Genomic DNA, 18,334 nt, shown 5'->3' with positions numbered 1-18,334 from the left:
GATGCATTGATGGTTCAAGAGAAAATCCAAAAGGCCAATCAAGAGGCCCTGGAGAAAATACTCAATGGCCAGCCTGTTCTGATAGGGATTGGTACTGCCAGTGAGGTTGTACCAGGCATGACAAAAAAGTCCATTTTTCACGCTGGCCCACCAGTCACCTGGAAAAAAATGAGTGGACCTTTAAAAGGTGCCGTTATTGGCGGTTTGATTTATGAAGGATTGGCAGTGAATGAAGCTGAAGCAGTGGCCCTGGCAGAATCGGGGGAGATTAGCTTTGATCCCTGCCATCATCATAATGCAGTAGGGCCGATGGCGGGTGTTATGACGGCATCTATGCCTGTTTGGATTATAAAAAATATGACCTATGGCAATGAAGCCTATTGCACATTAAATGAGGGCTTGGGAAAAGTACTGCGTTATGGAGCCTATGGAGAAGATGTTATTAATAGGCTGAAATGGATGGAGACCGTGTTGGCACCTGTATTGAAGGAAGCGCTAGCCTTATCAGGTCCCCTGGATCTAAAGAACATGATTGCCCAAGTGGTCATGATGGGAGATGAAGGTCATAATCGAAACAAAGCAGGTACTTCCTTGTTGATTCGGGAGCTTGCACCCCATATTATCGGTACAAATTTTTCTAATGAGGCAAAGATCGAAGTATTAAAATTTATCCATAGCAATGATCACTTTTTCTTAAATCTCACAATGCCTGCATGTAAGGCAACCTTGGAGGCAGCTAAGGATATACCTTACTGTACGATCGTTTATACCATGGCGAGAAATGGCACGGAGTTTGGGATTCGGGTTTCTGGATTGGGAGATCGCTGGTTTACTGCTCCAGCGGAGATCATAGATGGATTGTATTTCCCAGGCTATTCAGCAGCCGATGCCAATCCTGATATCGGAGATAGTACCATTACGGAGACCTGTGGTATCGGAGGTTTTGCCATGGCGGCAGCTCCTGCCATCGTCCAATTTGTAGGAGGTACACCCCAGGATGCCATCAACTATTCAAAGCTCATGTATGAGATCACAGAGGCTGAGAACAATACCTATAAGATTCCTGTCTTGAACTTTAAAGGAACTGCCACTGGTATTGACATTCAGAAGGTAGTTGAGACCAATATTTTACCCATCATCAACACGGGCATTGCCCACAACAAGCCTGGGGTAGGGCAAGTGGGTGCCGGATTGGTGCGACCGCCAATGAAATGCTTTGAAGATGCATTGGAAGCCTTTGTCTTGGATTTAGAGGAGAAAGGTGCAATATAGATTTATTCAATACATAAAGGGGGATTTTAAAAATGGAATTCTGGAAAAATGTAAAAATGTATGATTTAACGCAAAACCTCAGTCATCTTACGCCACCATGGCCTACCTATGAGCCGCTGCAAATCAAGTTTTTCAAAAGATTATCACCCAATGGGGCCAACGGACAGTTGATTACGACTTCAAATCATGTAGGTACCCACTTAGATGGACCCCTGCACTTCGATACGGCAGGAAGAGACATTGCGTCTTTGCCATTGGATAAGTTGATAGGGCCTGGGGTTGTGGTGGATCTTTCAGACATTACGGAAGACTTCAGCATTTATACACCCCAGGATATTATGGATCGGGTTGAAGTGAAAAAAGGGGATATCCTTATTATCAATACGGGTTACCACAGATACGGATGGGATCAGCCTGAAGCCGATGAAAGAAGATATATGCTGAGACATCCCGGACCATCTATGGACTTTGTAGATTGGGTAAAAGAAATGGAAATCAAATGGATTGGTGTAGATTGTGGTTCAGCTGACCATCCTATGAATACCAAGATTCGTGATTGGGAGCCAAGAGAAGCAGAGCGAGCAGACGCATATTTGAAGGGAAAGTATGGAAAGGGCTTGGATGAGATATACCCATGGCCAGAGGTATATCAGGCAATGCACATGCAGGTGTTTCCAAAACCCCATGAGATTATCCATGCTGAGAATGTAGGCGGGGAAATTGATAAGATCCTAAACCGACGTCTGATTATTGGATGCTTCCCTTGGAAATTCCAAGGTGGAGAATCCAGTATCTGTAGAATTGTCGCCTTCGATGAGGAATAGAGGATGAAGGAGCATATAGCAGCCTGTGTCCAGATTGCGGTGGAGCCCAATGCGGTCAATTATAATATTGATAAGTGCTGTCACTGGCTTGAGAAGGCAGTAAAGGAGTATGAAGCAGAGTTGGTGGTATTTCCTGAGAGTATTACCACAGGTTTTACCCCAAATATGGCTGTGGATGCATTTTATGAAATGCTGGGGCCAGTGCCGGGAGACCATACGGCAAAAATTCAAAAGCTGGCCAAGGAATTGGGTGTCCATGTGGTCTTTCCCCTCTATGAAAGAGGCAGCCAGAGGGGTGTTGTTCTAAACAGTTCCATCCTCATCGATGACCAGGGAGAGGTACTGGGGAAATATCGAAAAACCCATCCTTTCCCTACGGAAAGGTTGGAGGGCGGGGGATGGACTACACCGGGCAATGAAACTGTGGTGGTGGAGACAAAGCTGGGAAAAATCGGCATGATCATCTGTTATGATGGAGACTTTCCCGAACTATCCAGGGTATTGGCGCTAAAGGGTGCTGAAATCATAACACGGCCATCGGCTTTGCTGAGGAGTTTTGATATATGGGAAATGGTCAATAAGGCCAGAGCCTATGATAATCATGTATATATGCTGGCAGCCAATGCCGTAGGGCCAGATGCAGGAAAAAACTATTATTTTGGCCATAGCATGATTGTAAGTCCTATCGCTCAAGTGTTGGCCCTTGCCAGAGGGACGGAGGAAATCATTGCTGCTAAACTAGATGCCAATCCCATACGCTATGTAAGCTTTGGCACAAAATCTCCTATGATCTTTGATCACATTGAGGATCGAAATGTGGCGGTATATGGAGAAATCCTCCAAGAAGGGAAGAGTCCCTTTGAACCAAGCCGGCGGGTTCCCTATAAGAGATAAGTTTGCAGCAGCAGGAATTTTATAATTGAAACAGAAATAATATAGAAATACTTCATAGGTCTCTTGGAATTTTCCAAGGGCCTATTTTAAGTTTACGAATAGATGAATTTGCTGTATAAAAGAGGGTTCTTGTTTATAAATTTACATTTCAATACGGGAACATAAACGATATAATAGAGAGAGAAATATGATTTTAAAGTGAGGTTAAAACGGTGAAATTCACGGATGTCGTTGCCATTGTGCCTGGTAGGGCCCTATCCTTTGTGGGTTGTGGAGGAAAAACTTCAGTGATTGAGTCGGTAATCAAAGAACTGAGTAGCAGCAACATGCCCGTGATCCATACAACAACGACCAAAATCTGGGTGCCTGAAGCAGCGGATAGACTGATTTTGATTTCAGATAATATAGAATTACTAAAAGAGAAAATCATGAAGTCCCAGAAAATAATGATTACCATCGGAAAGGGCATAACAGAAGAAGGAAAACTCCTAGGGATTCCCCAACAATGGATAGAACCCCTGGAACAAGCATTTCCCAACCATTGCCTGCTGGTGGAGGCCGATGGCTGTAAAGGGAGATCCATTAAGTTCTATGGTGACAATGAGCCTTGTGTGCCCAAGGGGAGCCAAACACGCGTGATCTTACTGGGTTTAGATGCCTTTGAAGATCGGGATATGTATGAAGTTGCCCATAGGCCACAGGGATTTTTGAAGAATTTTCATGGAGAAAGACCTACGATGAAGGAACGGATTGAATCTTTATTTTGGCCCAGGGGATTGATTTCAGGGGCAGGAATTCATGGTGATACATATGTGTTTTTAAATAAAGTTACCGATAGCAATCTTACGCTGGCGAGGGAAATCGCTAAAACAATCTTAACGATTGGAGGAAACCAGATCGCTGGTGTAATGATTGGTAACACAAGGACAGCGGAAATTTGTAGGGAAGTGATGGAATGATATCTGGGATTATACTGGCAGCAGGAAAAAGCAGCCGCATGGGCCAAGACAAGTTATCTTTGATGCTTCATGGGAGACCGCTTTTGGAGCATGTGATTTTAGCTGCGAAGAATTCTATCTTGCATGAGACCATCGTTGTATGGGGGAGCTACGGGAACAGCAGGCAATTGGCTGAGATCCACGGACTAAGGGCAGTAGAAAATAAGGATTATGAAAAGGGATTAAGTACATCTCTGATGACAGGTATAAAAGCTATATGTCCAGATAGCAAGGCGGTTATGTTTTTGTTAGGAGATATGCCTTATATAGATGCCATGATCATAAATCGACTGATTCATACATATCATCGGAACAAAAAGGGAATTATTGTACCCCTGTACGAGGGACAGAGGGGAAACCCCGTGTTATTTTCCCGTGAATACGAGCTGGATCTTTGTGATGTTCAAGGAGATATGGGGGCCAGGCAGCTGATCGAGAAATATAAGGAGGATGTAGCCTGGGTGCCCTTTCACAAAAGGAAATGGAATCGTGACATAGATACCATAGAAGCCTATGATTTGGCAAAAAAGGGGGATGAAGATGGAGACGAGAAAGGTAAAGATTGAGGATGCCGTTGGTATGATCCTATGCCATGATATTACTGAAATCATACCAGGGGAAAGAAAAGGCAGAGCATTCAAGAAGGGTCATCGGATTGAAGTAGAAGATTTAGATCGATTGAGAGGCCTTGGAAAGAATCATATCTATGTCTTACATATGGATGAGGATGAAGTCCATGAGGATGATGGGGCACGAATCTTAGGAGACATTCTAGGGGGGCAGAATGTGGAAGTAACAGAACCCTATGAAAGCAGGGTGAATCTACATGCTACAGTGCATGGACTCTTAAAGGTAGATACAGAAGGCCTTTATGCACTAAATTGTCTTGAGGATGTGGTAGCATCTACATTGCCCAATTATTCTATTGTGACGAAAGGTGAAATGGTTGCAGGGACAAAGGTGACACCCCTTGTGGTAAAGAGGGAGATCATGGAGACTGCGCAAGGGATCAGAAGGGAGAAAGGGACCATTGTATCCGTTATTCCATTTCAGCCGGTTAAGGTTTCCATCGTCATCACTGGCACAGAGGTCTATAAAGGCATCATTAAGGATGCTTTTCAAGAGGTGCTGACAAAGAAGGTAGAAGCATTGGGGGGAACCGTTATTCATGTAAGCTTTGCCCCCGATGATGAAGGAATAATCCGTGAAAAGATTCAGGAAGCAGTATCCAAGGGCAGCGATGTGGTTTTGGTCTCAGGGGGAATGTCCGTGGATCCTGATGATGTAACACCAAAGGCAATACGGTCTGTGGCGGATGTGGTGAAATATGGCTCGCCAGTATTGCCAGGGGCAATGTTCATGATGAGTTACATCGGTGATATTGCTGTGATTGGTATACCAGCCTGCGGCATGTATGCCAAAATCACCGTATTTGATTTGATCTATCCAAGGGTTGCGGCAGGAATAAAGATTACCAAGGCAGATATTATTGCCTTGGCGAACGGTGGTCTATGTAGGAAGTGCGATCCGTGTAGGTTTCCAAACTGTTCATTTGGAAGGGGTTAGGATTCATGGGTGAAGAAGGGTTTATCATCATCAAAGGAGCCGGAGATATCGCGTCAGGAGTTGCCCACAAGCTGTTTCGCAGTGGGTTTTCTGTAGTGATGACAGAGGTTGAAAGACCATCCTGCGTACGAAGAAATGTTTCTTTTGCCAACTGTATTTATGAAGGAACATGGGAAATTGAAGGGGTAAAAGCAAAAAAAGCGGATACACTGGATGATATTTTACAAATTGCCAGGAACAACATGATACCTGTCTTCATAGATCCATCCTGTAAGATCAAAGAGAAGATTCCCTGCAGTGTACTGATAGATGCAATATTGGCCAAGAAAAATACAGGACTCAACAAGGATGATGCGCCTTTTGTCATTGGCTTAGGGCCAGGATTTTATGCAGGAAAGGATGCGGATCTGGTTGTGGAAACCAATCGGGGCCACAACCTTGGAAGGATTATTTCCCACGGAGAGGCAGAACCGAACACAGGTGTGCCGGGAGATATTGGAGGTCATGGGATTAAGCGGGTCTTAAGAGCTCCTGTTGGGGGGATGATCAGGAACAATAAGAAGATCGGTGATTGGGTAAACCCATTAGATGTGATTGCATGGATTGGAGAAACTGAAGTAAGGGCCGCTATCTCCGGGGTGATTCGTGGACTTATTTATGATAGTTTGGAAGTATATGAGGGATGTAAAATAGGAGATGTTGACCCTAGACCTGAGGCTATCGCTTGGACCCATTCCATATCGGATAAGGCACGATGCATCGCGGGAGGCGTGCTAGAAGCCGTAATGATGAAAAAATTAGAACAACAAGACGTAAGTTAAACTTTAAATAAACATACGAAATCTATAATAAATAAATGATTGAAGGCTTTGCTCTTGGGTATCAGATAGAGATATATGGGACAGAAGGCTTACATCAGGACATAGGGGAGTGGAATAATGAAGACTTTCGAGTTGAGAAAGCTTTTAGAGGAAGTGAAGAGCGGACAGGTTGAAGTAGAGCAGGCTGTAGATCATTTAAAAGAACTACCGTATAAGGATATTGGTATTGCAAAAATAGATTATCATCGAGAGTTGAGAAATGGTTATCCTGAGGTGATTTATTGCGAGGGAAAGGATGTTGGCCATATTCAACAAATTGTAGGGGAGATGTTGAAAGGGAACAACAATATACTTGCCACCAGAGCGTCGGAAAATGTTTACAAAGCGATAAAAGAGATATGCCCTGATGCAGAATATCATCCCTTGGCGAGAATTATCACTGTGAAAAGAAAAGAAGTATCTGCGCCAGACTCTTATATTGCTGTTGTCACCGGTGGAACATCTGATATCGCAGTGGCAGAGGAAGCGGCGATTACAGCAGAAATGCTGGGCAATAGGGTAGAACGTATCTACGATGTAGGGGTTGCAGGGCTCCATAGATTGCTGGGCAATCTTGATAGGATTACCCATGCGAAGGTAGTGATCGCCGTGGCAGGTATGGAAGGCGCCCTTGCCAGCGTGGTAGGCGGACTGGTAGATAAACCTGTTTTGGCGGTACCTACCAGTATTGGTTATGGTGCGAATTTCAACGGATTGTCAGCCCTCTTATCTATGTTAAATAGCTGCTCCAGCGGTGTGGCTGTGATGAATATTGACAATGGTTTTGGTGCCGGCTATATGGCCAGTATGATTAATAAATTATAAAAGCTATGGCGAGGTGAATACACCCGCCATAGCTTTTATTGATAAACCTCTTGTTCGACTAACTCCGTTACATTTACAGTGTATTGTCCTGTTTCTCCAGTCACAAGAACTGTGTTGTCCTTTGAATTTACCCTTTCAATCCAAATAGGTGTACCCTTGTGAACGACAGGAATTGTTTCTTTGGCATTCAAAATTTCTTGGGCTCTGTCTAAAATCATAAAAATCATCTCCTTGTTTATGTTTTGTTTATATTTTTCCAGCCATTTGAAAGTCTGCTTTGATGCCTTTTTCACCGGGCTGCCAGCCAGCTGGAGTGCCTTCATCTGTTTTTTCACTATATTGCAGTGCTTTTAAAGTCCGCAGCATTTCCTCTATATTCCTACCTACTTCGAAAGGATAAATCTGCCACATTTTTATTTTTCCAGTGGGATCAATGATGAAAGTTGCGCGATAAGAAGCTGCGCTCTGCTCGTCTAATACACCATATGATCTTGAAATGCTCAAAGTTCTGTCCGCTACAAGGGGGAACTGAACCTTGGATGCATGGGGAGATGTTTCATGAAAAACCTTATGGGCATAGATACTATCGGTGCTAATTCCCAATATTTCTGCGTTAAGACTTCGAATCTCTTGGTAATGATCAGCAACTGCTGCCAATTCTGTAGGTCATACGAAGGTAAAATCACTGCCATAGAAGAACAGAAAGAGCCATTGCCCTTGATACGTTTGAAGGCTAATCTGCTGATTGGTGTTATTGATCAAGGCATCGGCTTGAAAAGAAGGGGCGACCATATCTAAAGTAATCATATTTATGGATTCTCTCCTTTATATTGATATACATTTATTGTTTCAACAGGTCTTTGATAATATGCACAAAGGATACTGATGTGGAGCAATTAAATTGGAGGGCAAGGAATATATTTCCAAGATAATTGTAATGATGATGATATTATGATATATTTTTTCCATAAAGAGTTTTAAAAGATATTCTAAAATAGAGGAGGTAGGTTATGGCTATTTTGACAAGGTTCAGAGATATTATGGCAAGCAACATAAATGCATTATTAGATAAAGTGGAAGATCCTGAAAAGATGATAGACCAATGCTTAAGAAATCTCAATAGTGATCTAGGCAAGGTAAAATCGGAAACAGCTGCCATTATGGCAGAAGAACAACGAGCGAAAAGAGCATTGGATGAACTCACAGCAGAGATAAACAAAATGCAAAATTATGCTATTAAAGCTTTAGAAGCAAATAATGATGAGGATGCTAGAACGTTTTTAGAAAGAAAATCTGTTCTAGCAGGAAAAGAAAAAGGGCTGAAGGAAGCCTATGATTTAGCAGCCTCAAATGCTGGTAAAATGAGAGAAATGCATGATAAGCTGGTTGCCGATATTCAAGAACTTGAATCTCGCAAGGATATGATTAAAGGAAAGTTAGCGGTTGCAAAAACCCAGGAAAGAATAAATAGAATAAGCTCTTCTGTAAATAGTGCGAATAACTCTATCTCAGCTTTTGATAGAATGGAAGAGAAGGCGAATCAAGCACTGGATAAGGCGAATGCCATGGCCGCATTAAATGCTGAACCAAAGGATGATCTAAAAGATCTAGCGGCAAAATATGACAATAACTCGGACGTAGACAGTGAGTTAGAAGCCTTAAAGGCAAGTTTGAAAAACAAGTAGTCTTTATACAAAAGAAGCTGTAGCTGTAAACTACAGCTTTTATGATATATAGAATTAGCCCTTTATCTAGGTGGGAGGTAGGAAGAATGGTAATCCATTACAAGTGCCCGGATTGTGGTGCGGATATGCGTTTCGATAGTGAATCGGGAAAGTTATCTTGTGATAGCTGTGGGAGAAAAGACCATGTAGAAGATTTTCCAAAGGAATTTATATTCAATGCATTTGCTGAAGGAGAAGCTGTAGAGTATCATTGTAAAAACTGTGGTGCAGTTATTTTGACGGATCAGGATACGACTGCGACCACTTGTAGTTTTTGTAGTGCAGGTGTTGTATTAGTGGACCGGTTGTCTGGTAATATGGCTCCTGCAAAAGTGATTCCTTTTACAATAAGTAAGGAAAAGGCAATGAAAGCATTTAAAACTTGGTGTAAGAATGGACTTTTGACACCGAAAGGATTTATGACAGCAGATCGAGTAAAAAGCATAACGGGAATTTATGTACCTTTTTGGTTATATGATTTAAACAGTAAAGGGCATGTGGACGCAATTTGTACGAATGTAAGAAGCTATGACAGAGGAGAATATAATTATACCGAAACCAGCTACTATGATGTACACCGAAGTGTGGATCTTTCTTATGTAAAGGTACCGGTAGATGCTTCTGAGAAAATGAATGATAAGCTAATGGATAAACTAGAGCCCTATGACTATAGTCATTTAAAGGATTTTAATACTCCCTATTTAGCAGGGTATATTGCAGAAAAATATAATTATGATGATAAGCAGCTGTTTTCAAGAGTTAAAGCGAGAATAGACCAATATGTAGAGTCCTATATCAATAGTACCATCTCTGGATATAGTACAACGGCATTTAAGAGGAAACAAATTGATACCCAGCAAGAGAAAGCCTATTATACATTGTTCCCCGTATGGATGGTGTGTTATGACTATAATAAATCAGAGCATATTTTTGCAATGAATGGTCAAACAGGAAAAATCGTAGGGAAACCTCCAATTAGCTATGGTAAAGTAGCTGCCTGGTTTGCAGCCATTGCCAGTGGCACATTTGTCCTACTGAAATCAGCAGCATGGATTATAGGAGGTGGCTTTTAGTGAAAACTCAATTGAGGGTAAAGAAACTTTCGATGATTCTGCTGCTGTTTTTTATTGTTATTGCAATGCAGCCAGTGGCAGCTGTGGAGAATATGCATCAGAAGGTCTATGATTTTGCTGGACTTTTGACAGCCAGTGAAATTGCAGAACTGGAAGACATATCAAACGAATATAGTCAAAAAAGGCAAGTAGATATTATTATATTAACAACCAGGGATACCCAAGGTAAAGATGTTGTTCAGTATATGGAAGACTTTTATGATGAAAATGGATTAGGTTTCGATAAGCCCCATGGAAATACAGCGATTTTGACCATTGACATGGAGCATCGGGAAGTATATGTAGCAGGCTTTTATAAAGGAGAGGAGTATTTAGACGATAGTAGATGTGATTTGATTCGGCGTAAAATAACGCCAGATTTATCAGATGGAAACTATTATGAAGCGTTCCATTCTTTTATAAAACTATCCTATCAATATATGGGCATAAGACCAGGAGTAAATCCAGAAATTATATTATTTAAAGCATGGTTTCAAATACTAACTTCTGTTATTATTGCCAGTGTTAGTGTTATGGCTATGGCTTACAATTCTGGTGGCAGGACTACCGCTGGTGGAGCTACTTATTTGGATGCCAGTCATTCAAAGATTACTGATCGCAGAGATATGTTTGTAAGAACAGACATTACAAAACGGAGAAAACCATCGAATAAGAATAACGGCGGCGGAGGCAGCTTTGGTGGCGGTGTTTCTGGGGGTGGACACTCCCATAGTGGAAGCAGAGGAAGTTTTTAATATCATAGGCAGAGGAAAGGAAGGATCTATATGATTTTTGGAAGGCAGTTTGCTGATGTAGTTGAGTGGGAAGAATTTAGAGATGATATGATTTTCTGGAAGTGGAGTAATAAAGAGATTAAAAAAGGAAGCAGGCTAATCATTCGGCCAGGGCAAGATGCTATCTTTTTAAATGCTGGCAGGATTGAAGGGATATTCAAAGATGAGGGAGATTATGATATCGAATCTCAAATCATTCCATTTCTATCTACACTAAAGGGTTTTAAATTTGGGTTCAACAGTGGAATGCGGGCAGAAGTATTGTTTGTAAACACCAAGGAATTTACCATAAAATGGGGCACTAAAAATGCAATTCACATGCCCCACCCACAACTACCAGGAGGCATTCCCATTAGGGCTAACGGAACTTTTAATGTGAAAGTAAATGATTACATAGCCTTAATAGATAAAATTGCTGGCGTAAAGGAAGCCTATTTTGTAGAAGACGTAAAGCTAAGGATTGTATCTATTTTGGATCAGCTATTAATGAAATGGATTAGTAAAGAAGGGAAAGATATGTTTAACCTTCAAGCCAATGCCTTTGATATTGCCAAAGGAATAAAGGAAGATTTAGATATGAGCATCCTTGGAGACGGTATTACGGTTACTGGTTTTAATATTATTAGTTTTAATTACCCTGAAGAAATACAGAAAATGATAACAAAAACGGCTTCCCACAGTATGATAGGAGATTTAGGGAAATACCAACAGGTAGAAATGGTGGATGGTATCGCATCTGGAAAAGTAAAAGGGGGAGGCGCGGCCTCTGATATGGCAGGTATGATGATGGGAATGAACATAGCCAAAGAAATGATGAAAGAAATGGATCAGGGGCAAAAAACAACTTCCCAAAAAATCCCTAACTTTTGCCCAAATTGCGGAGCCAAAACAGGTGAAGGCAAGTTTTGTTCTAACTGTGGAGAAAAATTGGTGTAGCATTACTTGAGATAGAAATAAGGAACATTTTTTAAAAGTGTATAGTTAGGGTGGATATTCTTTGGAATATTTACCCTGGTCCTATATACAATTGGTGACAAGGAAGTTGGAGAAAAAGGAAATATCTTGAAGAATAGAAATATTCCATTTGGCATAAATTGAAAATATAAAGTGGTTTGAATATTGGAGGGATAAGATTGAAAACTTCATTAAAGATTGTGATTGGTGTGGTGATTGCCATTGCATTGATTGTACTACCCTTGATAGGTACGTACAATAGCTTGGTCACCATGAACGAAAATGTAGATGCCCAATGGGCGATGGTAGAAAGTAAGCTGCAGCGGCGGTTTGACTTGATTCCGAACCTGGTAGAATCTGTAAAGGGTATCATGAATCAAGAACAAGAGGTCTTTGGAAGGATTGCCGATGCTAGATCTAGGATGGCGGGCGCACAAACCACGGAAGAGCGCGTAGAGGCATCCAACCAGTTAGAGGGTGCATTGGGAAGGTTATTGGTGGTCATGGAGAACTATCCCCAGCTGCGATCTGCTGAAAATGTAACCCGCCTTATGGATGAGTTGGCTGGTACGGAGAACCGAATCTCTGTGGAGAGAGATCGTTATAACACCGTGGTTAGTGACTATAACAAAGGGATTAAACGATTTCCAAGAAACATCATAGCTGGTGCCATGGGATTTGATGCGAAACCATATTTCGAGGCAACCGCGGGGGCAGAAAATGCACCAAAGGTGCAATTCTAGCAGCATATGATTTATCCTAGGGGGAGGCTTTTGTCTCCCTTAGATTATATATTGATAAGTAGAAACCAATGAAGGGAGGGGGAATACTTTGAAAAAGAATAAGCTGCTCCTTTGGAGTATGGTTTTATTGTTTGTTCTAGGAAGTATATCCATAGGATCTGCTGACGTGGCAATGCCAGTGCCTACCAACGAGTTTTATGTAGGGGATTTTGCAGGATTGCTATCTAGCGAAGCAGAAAGTCTGATGATCAATACCAATCGAAATTATGAAAAGACAGAGGAAAAACCCCAGATCGTGGTGGTGACGGTTCAAAATTTTGGAGGCCTTGATGTGGACTCCTATGGAGTGAGGCTTTTTGAGGAATGGAAGATCGGTAATCGTCAATATGACAATGGTGTCTTGCTGCTTCTAGGCCTCGAAGAGCGCAGGGTAAGAATTGAAGTAGGATATGGATTAGAGGGTGCTATTCCCGATGGAACGGTAGGAGAAATCCTTGATACGGTTACTGGGGATTTATCGGCAGGGAATTACTCAGAAGGATTAACAAAGGCTTTTTACCTGATTGCCCAAGAGGTGAATCAGGAATATAACTACGATGACAATAGAATTTTGGGGGATCAAGCCAATATTAACATTCAAAGATCACCCAGTAGAACAGATCAAAACAATGTGGTAACTGTGCCCACTATATTTAAAGGCTTAGGAATCTTCTTTGTTTTACTATTACTGTGGTTGGATTACCGTTTCCTAGGAGGCTTTTTCTTAGGATTATTGCTGAGAGGTTTCTTGTATGGAGGCCGCGGAGGTCGAGGTGGTGGCGGTGGCTTCGGTGGAGGAAGTTCCGGCGGCGGAGGAAGATCCGGCGGTGGTGGCGGAAGTAGAGGTTTTTAATAAGAAAGGGAAACTCGAGTATGTGCTCGAGTTTTTTATTTTTGTTAAGGAAATTATGCTCTTCAATTTCCTTAACATCGGGGATTTTTAAAGGGGTTCGCCCCTTTATGTCTAAAAATTGGAGGGTTACAGCGAAGCGTCATAGGGAACTATTAGTTCCCTGTGAAAGAACAAAAGCATTTCCTTAGTTTTTAGAGCATGAAATGCTTTTGTTCTTGGTTTATATCTAAAAATGCAGTAAAATCGTAGGGAACGTGCCACCGTGCCGTTCCGTTAGGGGTGCCATTCCCTACAAGCGCTGACAAGCAGATTGTTCTCTAGGGCCTGTGGGTGATTCGTGAATCACCCCTACCAATACCATACCAATTATATTTGGTTGATAGGTGTGGTATAATATCTTGGAGATAGATGGAAAGGATGAATATAGATGATACGCATAAATGAGATTAAGCTTTCCTTGGATGAAAATATAGAAAAAATATCTGAGAAAATCAGTAAGAAGTTGCGAATAAAGACAGAAGAAATTTTACATTATCAAATTTACCGGGAATCCATTGATGCGAGGAAACGGGATCAAATCAATCTTGTGTATACTGTGGATGTGGCAGTGAGGAATGAAGGAAAAATATTAGAAAAGCATCGAGATGTTACCAAGACCCCAGATTTTCGATATAAGGATATTCCCCATGGGGAGCAGATGTTAAATTATAGGCCAGTGGTGATCGGTACAGGGCCCGCAGGCTTGTTTGCAGGATTGATATTGGCTCAAAGGGGATACAAACCAATTTTATTAGAGCGGGGACAGGACGTAGATACCCGGACAGAAGATGTAAAAACTTTTTGGCAGGGAAAAGAACTAAATGCTGAATCCAATGTCCAATTTGGAGAAGGGGGTGCAGGAACCTTTTCTGATGGAAAGCTGACTACCCGCATCAAGGACATTCGTGTAAGGAAGGTATTGGAGGAGTTAGTAGATGCCAGATCGCCTGAGGAAATCCTATATTCCTATAAGCCCCATATCGGCACAGATATACTAAAGACGGTGGTACGAAACATAAGGAATAAGATCATTGAACTGGGCGGAGAGGTACAGTTTGGCAGTAAGGTCACCAATCTTTACATAGAAAATGGAAGAATTACAGGTGTTGAGGTCAATGACACAGAACGGATAGAAACCAATGAGGTGATTCTTGCCATAGGCCATAGCGCACGGGATACCTATGAAATGCTTTATACATCGGGCGTAAAAATTCGGCAGAAGCCGTTCTCTATTGGGGTTCGAATCGAGCATCCCCAAGGGATTATCAATCAATCCCAGTACAAGGCTTTTGCAGAACATCCTAGGCTGGGTGCTGCCGATTATCGATTGACCTACCAAGCAAAGAATGGAAGGGCAGTATATACCTTTTGTATGTGTCCAGGGGGTATGGTGGTGGCAGCAGCGTCGGAGGAGAATACCGTGGTCACCAATGGAATGAGTGAATACGCCCGGGATCAGGAAAATGCCAATAGTGCCTTGCTGGTACAGGTAAACACGGAGGATTTTGGTGGAGATCATCCCTTGGCAGGTGTGGACTTCCAAAGGAAATGGGAGAAGGCAGCCTTTGTATTGGGAGGAAAGGACTATCATGCCCCTTGTCAGCGGGTGGGAGATTTTTTAAGCAATAGACCATCTACTGAGATCGGTCATGTAAAGCCGTCTTATCTTCCTGGCGTAATTCCAACGGACTTAAGCAGGTGTCTACCGGATTTCGTGATTGAGGCCATGAGAGAAGCCTTGCCAGCGTTAGATCGGAAGTTAAAGGGATTTGCTATGGAAGATGCGCTGATGACGGGTGTAGAAACAAGGAGCTCAGCACCTATTCGTATCGAGAGGGATGAGGAAACCATGGAAAGCCTAACCGTAAAGGGACTGTATCCTGTGGGTGAAGGCGGGGGGTATGCCGGCGGCATTGTGTCGGCTGCAGTAGATGGTATCAAAGCAGCAGAGAAGATTATTGGTAGATATAAACCTATACGATAGGGGCTGCGGTAGAAAAAGGATACGACATAGTCGCATAGGCTAAGGTTGAGGTTAAGGTTAAAATCCGTAGGGGGCAGGGTCATCCTGCCCTTTTTTGCTGATCTCTGGGGCCGCCGGGCGGGAGAACCCGCGCCCCTACAGCCTTTACTTGATCTCAACTTTGATCTATGCGTCTACGTCGCATTTTCCTGCAACCATGACTTATATTCCGTACCTCTTTTTTTCAATCAATTCCTGTATCTGTTCAATATGGGAGATTGCCTCGGACATTCCTTTCTGGTAGAGTTCTCGAGATTTTGAAAAATCGATGGGGCTAAATTCTTTCATGGAAAGGTTGATTACAAAATCAGCCTGGGACGTTTCCTTTACCACGACCCTCTGCTGCATAATGAATAGAGATTTTAGTATAACTTCTAATCCGGTCGTGGGAAGCCAGTCACTAAGGGATGGAACCAGATTGACGGCGATCACAATATCGGGACTAAAGCATTTTAGGGCTTGAACAGGAACATTGCTTGTGACACCCCCATCTACCAGGGTATGATTATCAATAACCATGGGATGAAAAATACCAGGAATGGATGTGGAAGCACGGATGGCTTTAGAAAGCTTACCTGAACTTAAAATGATATCTTCACCTGTCAACAAATCTGTAGTGACCGCAACAAAAGGAATTTTCAAATCCGCAAATGTTTTGTTGCCAATCAATTGATGAATATAATTATCCATAGGAGCATTAGATAATAAGCCGCTGAGAGGAAGAGATAACTTGGATAGATTTTTCCACTGGGTAGATAAAGCCAGATTATAGAGCTTATCAGTGGAAATACCGGCAGCATAGAGCCCCCCTACCAGGGCGCCAATACTCGTGCCGCTGATATAGTGAATAGGAATTTGATGATTCTCTAAAGCTTTTAATACGCCTATATGGGAAATACCCCAAACGGCACCGCCTCCCAAAGCCAAGCCAATGGTGGGTTCCTTCTTTGGGGATAGATCTAATTTTTTCTTTAGCAGGGATAAAGGATTGAAAAAGTTCATAAGATTTGGTGCTGGCATAATCATGCCACTCCCTTCTCCGTATGTCTAATAATATTATAGATATTCATATTCGCTAAAAAAAAGAGATAACCTCCATGAGAAAATCCTTCTTTGGCATCACGGGAAGGAGACAAATTGCATAATATATAGTGACATTATGAAGTATATCGCTATATTGGAGGGATTCCATGGAAGAGAATAATCTTGTTAAAATAGAAACAGAAGTTAAAAAAAATAATAACCCACTAGCAAACATGTTATCTGGTCTGATTTCTGGAAATATGCTGCTGCCTATGATGTTGTTCTTCCTCCTAAATAAAGAAGGATTTCAGAAATTCAATTCAGAAGATATATATAATACGGCAGCAATCATGAAAACAGCCCAGCCATATTTTAAAGATCAACATCGGCAGATGTTGGGCAAAGCTGAAAATGTCTTAGATATTCTCCATGCTGTCAATCGTCTGCAGAACGGAGAATATGCTTCAGCAAATCGATACACCAAGTCTTACCACAATGTACCTGATAAACCGATCAAGATGATGGAGGCTGTTCGACCCTATATGAAGGGAAAAAGCAGGGAAAGTATCGATAAAGTATTAACTTTGAACGAGCGAGTGAACCGGTTGAAAAATAGAAGTCCAGGGAATGTAAACATCATGGAGGATATTGAAAACATGGCAGGTATCCTTGAAATTATCAGTGCTGATAAGGGATACGAGGTTAGGGATGTATTGAATAAGGTTCATAAGATGATGGCCGTATTAGGAAAATAAAGGCTTCTGTATAAAACAGAGGCCTTTGCCTTGTGCAAAAAAAAAGTAAATAAATTTAGCTTGTCTCCTATTGACAGTTGAAAAGAAATAAATTAATATAAGAATATACCCCCTATACAGGGGGAGGGGATACCGAAGGAGGATGACTATGGATATAAAAATTACAGATAAAGCCCAAAATGTTATCAAGGAGCAATTAAAACAACATACAGCAGAAAATAAAGTGCTAAGAATTCTAATCAAAAGCTTTGGATGAGGCGGGCCTGTATTTGGCATCGCTCTGGAAGAGCGAGGGACAGAAGAGGATTTTAACAAAGAGATCAATGGAATCCATGTTGTGGCAGAAAAAGAGATAGTAGAGCAGTATAATGGATTCAAAATTGATTATCTGGATGGATGGTTTAATAAGGGATTTCGGATCATACCAGGTGCAGGTGGTTCATCCTGCTCTTAGGGCAGCTAGAAGGGAGATCATAATGTCTAAAGTAAAATCACATCAATCTTGGTCATGGATTTTGATGGTATTGTTTATTACGTTATCCATCGTGGATATACGATTTGGCCTCTTGGGATTTATTTGTATTGGAACCCCCATATACCATGCATTAAGGGGAAGAGGAAAAATTCATTGTTCCAAGTATTGTCCAAGGGGATCTATTCTAGGAAAGTTTCTGCAATCCATCAGTCTTGAGTATAATACGCCAAAATTTCTAAAGAGTAAACAGTTGAAAAATGGATTGTTGGTTTTAATGATCACAATGTTTAGTATATCTTTATTCCATGCTTTCCAACAACCCAACATTATTAAGGCTGTAGCTTTTGGCGTATTTCGACTAATGACAGCATCCTTGGCCCTAGGGGTGATTATGGGTATAATCTATAAGCCAAGGACCTGGTGCCAAGTGTGCCCTATGGGTCATGCAACCGCCCTCATTAAGGAAGCCCAAGATAAGAGCAACAATGGGTATAAAGGAAGCTTAAGCAAACAAAAGGCTGCATAGAAAAAATCTAAAATGAGTTTAAGTATGGCTAAAAG

Annotated in this window: 20 protein-coding genes; 17 read left to right on the top strand and 3 right to left on the bottom strand. The window is 41.8% G+C overall.

Annotated features, from left to right (window positions below; genetic code table 11):
- The first annotated feature begins 9 nt into the window (after window positions 1-9).
- From K0R93_RS10905 to larB, 8 genes are all read left to right on the top strand, one after another.
- Window positions 10-1,272 (top strand): DUF1116 domain-containing protein, encoded by a 1,263-nt coding sequence (locus tag K0R93_RS10905; protein WP_300301133.1) that lies wholly within the window; start codon window positions 10-12, stop codon window positions 1,270-1,272.
- A 32-nt stretch (window positions 1,273-1,304) separates the two neighbouring features.
- Window positions 1,305-2,096 carry a cyclase family protein gene (locus K0R93_RS10900; protein ID WP_300301131.1) on the top strand — a complete coding sequence of 264 codons (792 nt, stop codon included), beginning with the start codon at window positions 1,305-1,307 and terminating at the stop codon, window positions 2,094-2,096.
- Between the two features lie 3 nt (window positions 2,097-2,099).
- The gene (locus tag K0R93_RS10895; protein WP_300301129.1) at window positions 2,100-2,990 is read left to right on the top strand and encodes a carbon-nitrogen hydrolase family protein; all 891 of its coding nucleotides are present in this window, start codon (window positions 2,100-2,102) and stop codon (window positions 2,988-2,990) included.
- A gap of 212 nt (window positions 2,991-3,202) precedes the next feature.
- On the top strand, window positions 3,203-3,949 hold the full coding sequence (gene yqeC, locus K0R93_RS10890; RefSeq protein ID WP_300301127.1) for a selenium cofactor biosynthesis protein YqeC: 747 nt from the start codon (window positions 3,203-3,205) through the stop codon (window positions 3,947-3,949).
- Window positions 3,946-4,554 (top strand): nucleotidyltransferase family protein, encoded by a 609-nt coding sequence (locus tag K0R93_RS10885; RefSeq protein WP_300301125.1) that lies wholly within the window; start codon window positions 3,946-3,948, stop codon window positions 4,552-4,554. Before yqeC ends, K0R93_RS10885 begins: the two co-directional genes overlap by 4 nt.
- Window positions 4,529-5,554, top strand: coding sequence for a molybdopterin-binding protein (locus K0R93_RS10880; protein WP_300301123.1), 1,026 nt, complete (start codon window positions 4,529-4,531; stop codon window positions 5,552-5,554). The genes K0R93_RS10885 and K0R93_RS10880 overlap by 26 nt, the downstream gene beginning before the upstream one ends.
- A gap of 5 nt (window positions 5,555-5,559) precedes the next feature.
- On the top strand, window positions 5,560-6,375 hold the full coding sequence (gene yqeB, locus K0R93_RS10875; protein ID WP_300301121.1) for a selenium-dependent molybdenum cofactor biosynthesis protein YqeB: 816 nt from the start codon (window positions 5,560-5,562) through the stop codon (window positions 6,373-6,375).
- A gap of 117 nt (window positions 6,376-6,492) precedes the next feature.
- A complete protein-coding gene (gene larB / locus K0R93_RS10870) occupies window positions 6,493-7,239 on the top strand; it encodes a nickel pincer cofactor biosynthesis protein LarB (RefSeq protein ID WP_300301119.1) in 747 nt (248 codons plus the stop codon).
- 35 nt (window positions 7,240-7,274) lie between these two features.
- Here larB and K0R93_RS10865 read toward each other — a convergent pair whose 3' ends face one another.
- Complete coding sequence (locus K0R93_RS10865; RefSeq protein WP_300301117.1) at window positions 7,275-7,457, bottom strand: small, acid-soluble spore protein, H family; 183 nt, start codon at window positions 7,455-7,457, stop codon at window positions 7,275-7,277.
- 28 nt (window positions 7,458-7,485) lie between these two features.
- Complete coding sequence (locus tag K0R93_RS10860) at window positions 7,486-8,046, bottom strand: peroxiredoxin (protein ID WP_300301115.1); 561 nt, start codon at window positions 8,044-8,046, stop codon at window positions 7,486-7,488.
- 203 nt (window positions 8,047-8,249) lie between these two features.
- Here K0R93_RS10860 and K0R93_RS10855 point away from each other — a divergent pair, with 203 nt between their 5' ends.
- From K0R93_RS10855 to K0R93_RS10825, 7 genes are all read left to right on the top strand, one after another.
- Window positions 8,250-8,924, top strand: a complete 675-nt coding sequence (locus K0R93_RS10855) for a PspA/IM30 family protein (protein WP_300301112.1) — start codon at window positions 8,250-8,252, stop codon at window positions 8,922-8,924.
- 86 nt (window positions 8,925-9,010) lie between these two features.
- Window positions 9,011-10,036 carry a TFIIB-type zinc ribbon-containing protein gene (locus K0R93_RS10850; protein ID WP_300301110.1) on the top strand — a complete coding sequence of 342 codons (1,026 nt, stop codon included), beginning with the start codon at window positions 9,011-9,013 and terminating at the stop codon, window positions 10,034-10,036.
- Window positions 10,036-10,830, top strand: coding sequence for a TPM domain-containing protein (locus K0R93_RS10845; protein ID WP_300301108.1), 795 nt, complete (start codon window positions 10,036-10,038; stop codon window positions 10,828-10,830). Before K0R93_RS10850 ends, K0R93_RS10845 begins: the two co-directional genes overlap by 1 nt.
- A 30-nt stretch (window positions 10,831-10,860) precedes the next feature.
- On the top strand, window positions 10,861-11,805 hold the full coding sequence (locus K0R93_RS10840) for an SPFH domain-containing protein (RefSeq protein WP_300301106.1): 945 nt from the start codon (window positions 10,861-10,863) through the stop codon (window positions 11,803-11,805).
- A 197-nt stretch (window positions 11,806-12,002) separates the two neighbouring features.
- Window positions 12,003-12,566 (top strand): LemA family protein, encoded by a 564-nt coding sequence (locus K0R93_RS10835; protein WP_300301104.1) that lies wholly within the window; start codon window positions 12,003-12,005, stop codon window positions 12,564-12,566.
- Window positions 12,567-12,654: 88 nt separating this feature from the next.
- The gene (locus K0R93_RS10830; RefSeq protein WP_300301102.1) at window positions 12,655-13,458 is read left to right on the top strand and encodes a TPM domain-containing protein; all 804 of its coding nucleotides are present in this window, start codon (window positions 12,655-12,657) and stop codon (window positions 13,456-13,458) included.
- 427 nt (window positions 13,459-13,885) lie between these two features.
- Window positions 13,886-15,481, top strand: coding sequence for an NAD(P)/FAD-dependent oxidoreductase (locus K0R93_RS10825; RefSeq protein ID WP_300301100.1), 1,596 nt, complete (start codon window positions 13,886-13,888; stop codon window positions 15,479-15,481).
- Between the two features lie 201 nt (window positions 15,482-15,682).
- Here K0R93_RS10825 and K0R93_RS10820 read toward each other — a convergent pair whose 3' ends face one another.
- Window positions 15,683-16,546, bottom strand: a complete 864-nt coding sequence (locus tag K0R93_RS10820; protein ID WP_300301098.1) for a patatin-like phospholipase family protein — start codon at window positions 16,544-16,546, stop codon at window positions 15,683-15,685.
- Window positions 16,547-16,710: 164 nt separating this feature from the next.
- On the opposite strand from K0R93_RS10820, the gene K0R93_RS10815 reads away from it, so the two are divergent.
- Together K0R93_RS10815 and K0R93_RS10810 are read left to right on the top strand one after the other, a co-directional pair.
- Window positions 16,711-17,298: a hypothetical protein gene (locus K0R93_RS10815; protein ID WP_300301096.1), complete on the top strand. Its 588-nt coding sequence runs from the start codon at window positions 16,711-16,713 to the stop codon at window positions 17,296-17,298.
- Window positions 17,299-17,774: 476 nt separating this feature from the next.
- Complete coding sequence (locus tag K0R93_RS10810; RefSeq protein ID WP_300301094.1) at window positions 17,775-18,299, top strand: 4Fe-4S ferredoxin; 525 nt, start codon at window positions 17,775-17,777, stop codon at window positions 18,297-18,299.
- Window positions 18,300-18,334 lie beyond the last annotated feature (35 nt).

This window comes from Anaerosolibacter sp. (assembly GCF_029240175.1).
Lineage (GTDB): Bacteria > Bacillota > Clostridia > Peptostreptococcales > Thermotaleaceae > Anaerosolibacter.
Note: the sequence above shows the minus strand (reverse complement) of the source record. Positions and strands in the feature narration are given on the sequence as shown.

What these genes read in the sequence shown, in the direction of transcription:
- K0R93_RS10905 (WP_300301133.1), top strand. Translation starts at nt 10, where the DNA reads ATGGTTCAAGAGAAAATCCAAAAGGCCAATCAAGAGGCCCTGGAGAAA.
- K0R93_RS10900 (WP_300301131.1), top strand. Translation starts at nt 1,305, where the DNA reads ATGGAATTCTGGAAAAATGTAAAAATGTATGATTTAACGCAAAACCTC.
- K0R93_RS10895 (WP_300301129.1), top strand. Translation starts at nt 2,100, where the DNA reads ATGAAGGAGCATATAGCAGCCTGTGTCCAGATTGCGGTGGAGCCCAAT.
- K0R93_RS10885 (WP_300301125.1), top strand. Translation starts at nt 3,946, where the DNA reads ATGATATCTGGGATTATACTGGCAGCAGGAAAAAGCAGCCGCATGGGC.
- K0R93_RS10880 (WP_300301123.1), top strand. Translation starts at nt 4,529, where the DNA reads ATGGAGACGAGAAAGGTAAAGATTGAGGATGCCGTTGGTATGATCCTA.
- yqeB (WP_300301121.1), top strand. Translation starts at nt 5,560, where the DNA reads ATGGGTGAAGAAGGGTTTATCATCATCAAAGGAGCCGGAGATATCGCG.
- larB (WP_300301119.1), top strand. Translation starts at nt 6,493, where the DNA reads ATGAAGACTTTCGAGTTGAGAAAGCTTTTAGAGGAAGTGAAGAGCGGA.
- K0R93_RS10865 (WP_300301117.1), bottom strand. Translation starts at nt 7,457, where the DNA reads ATGATTTTAGACAGAGCCCAAGAAATTTTGAATGCCAAAGAAACAATT.
- K0R93_RS10855 (WP_300301112.1), top strand. Translation starts at nt 8,250, where the DNA reads ATGGCTATTTTGACAAGGTTCAGAGATATTATGGCAAGCAACATAAAT.
- K0R93_RS10850 (WP_300301110.1), top strand. Translation starts at nt 9,011, where the DNA reads ATGGTAATCCATTACAAGTGCCCGGATTGTGGTGCGGATATGCGTTTC.
- K0R93_RS10840 (WP_300301106.1), top strand. Translation starts at nt 10,861, where the DNA reads ATGATTTTTGGAAGGCAGTTTGCTGATGTAGTTGAGTGGGAAGAATTT.
- K0R93_RS10825 (WP_300301100.1), top strand. Translation starts at nt 13,886, where the DNA reads ATGATACGCATAAATGAGATTAAGCTTTCCTTGGATGAAAATATAGAA.
- K0R93_RS10820 (WP_300301098.1), bottom strand. Translation starts at nt 16,546, where the DNA reads ATGATTATGCCAGCACCAAATCTTATGAACTTTTTCAATCCTTTATCC.
- K0R93_RS10815 (WP_300301096.1), top strand. Translation starts at nt 16,711, where the DNA reads ATGGAAGAGAATAATCTTGTTAAAATAGAAACAGAAGTTAAAAAAAAT.
- K0R93_RS10810 (WP_300301094.1), top strand. Translation starts at nt 17,775, where the DNA reads ATGTCTAAAGTAAAATCACATCAATCTTGGTCATGGATTTTGATGGTA.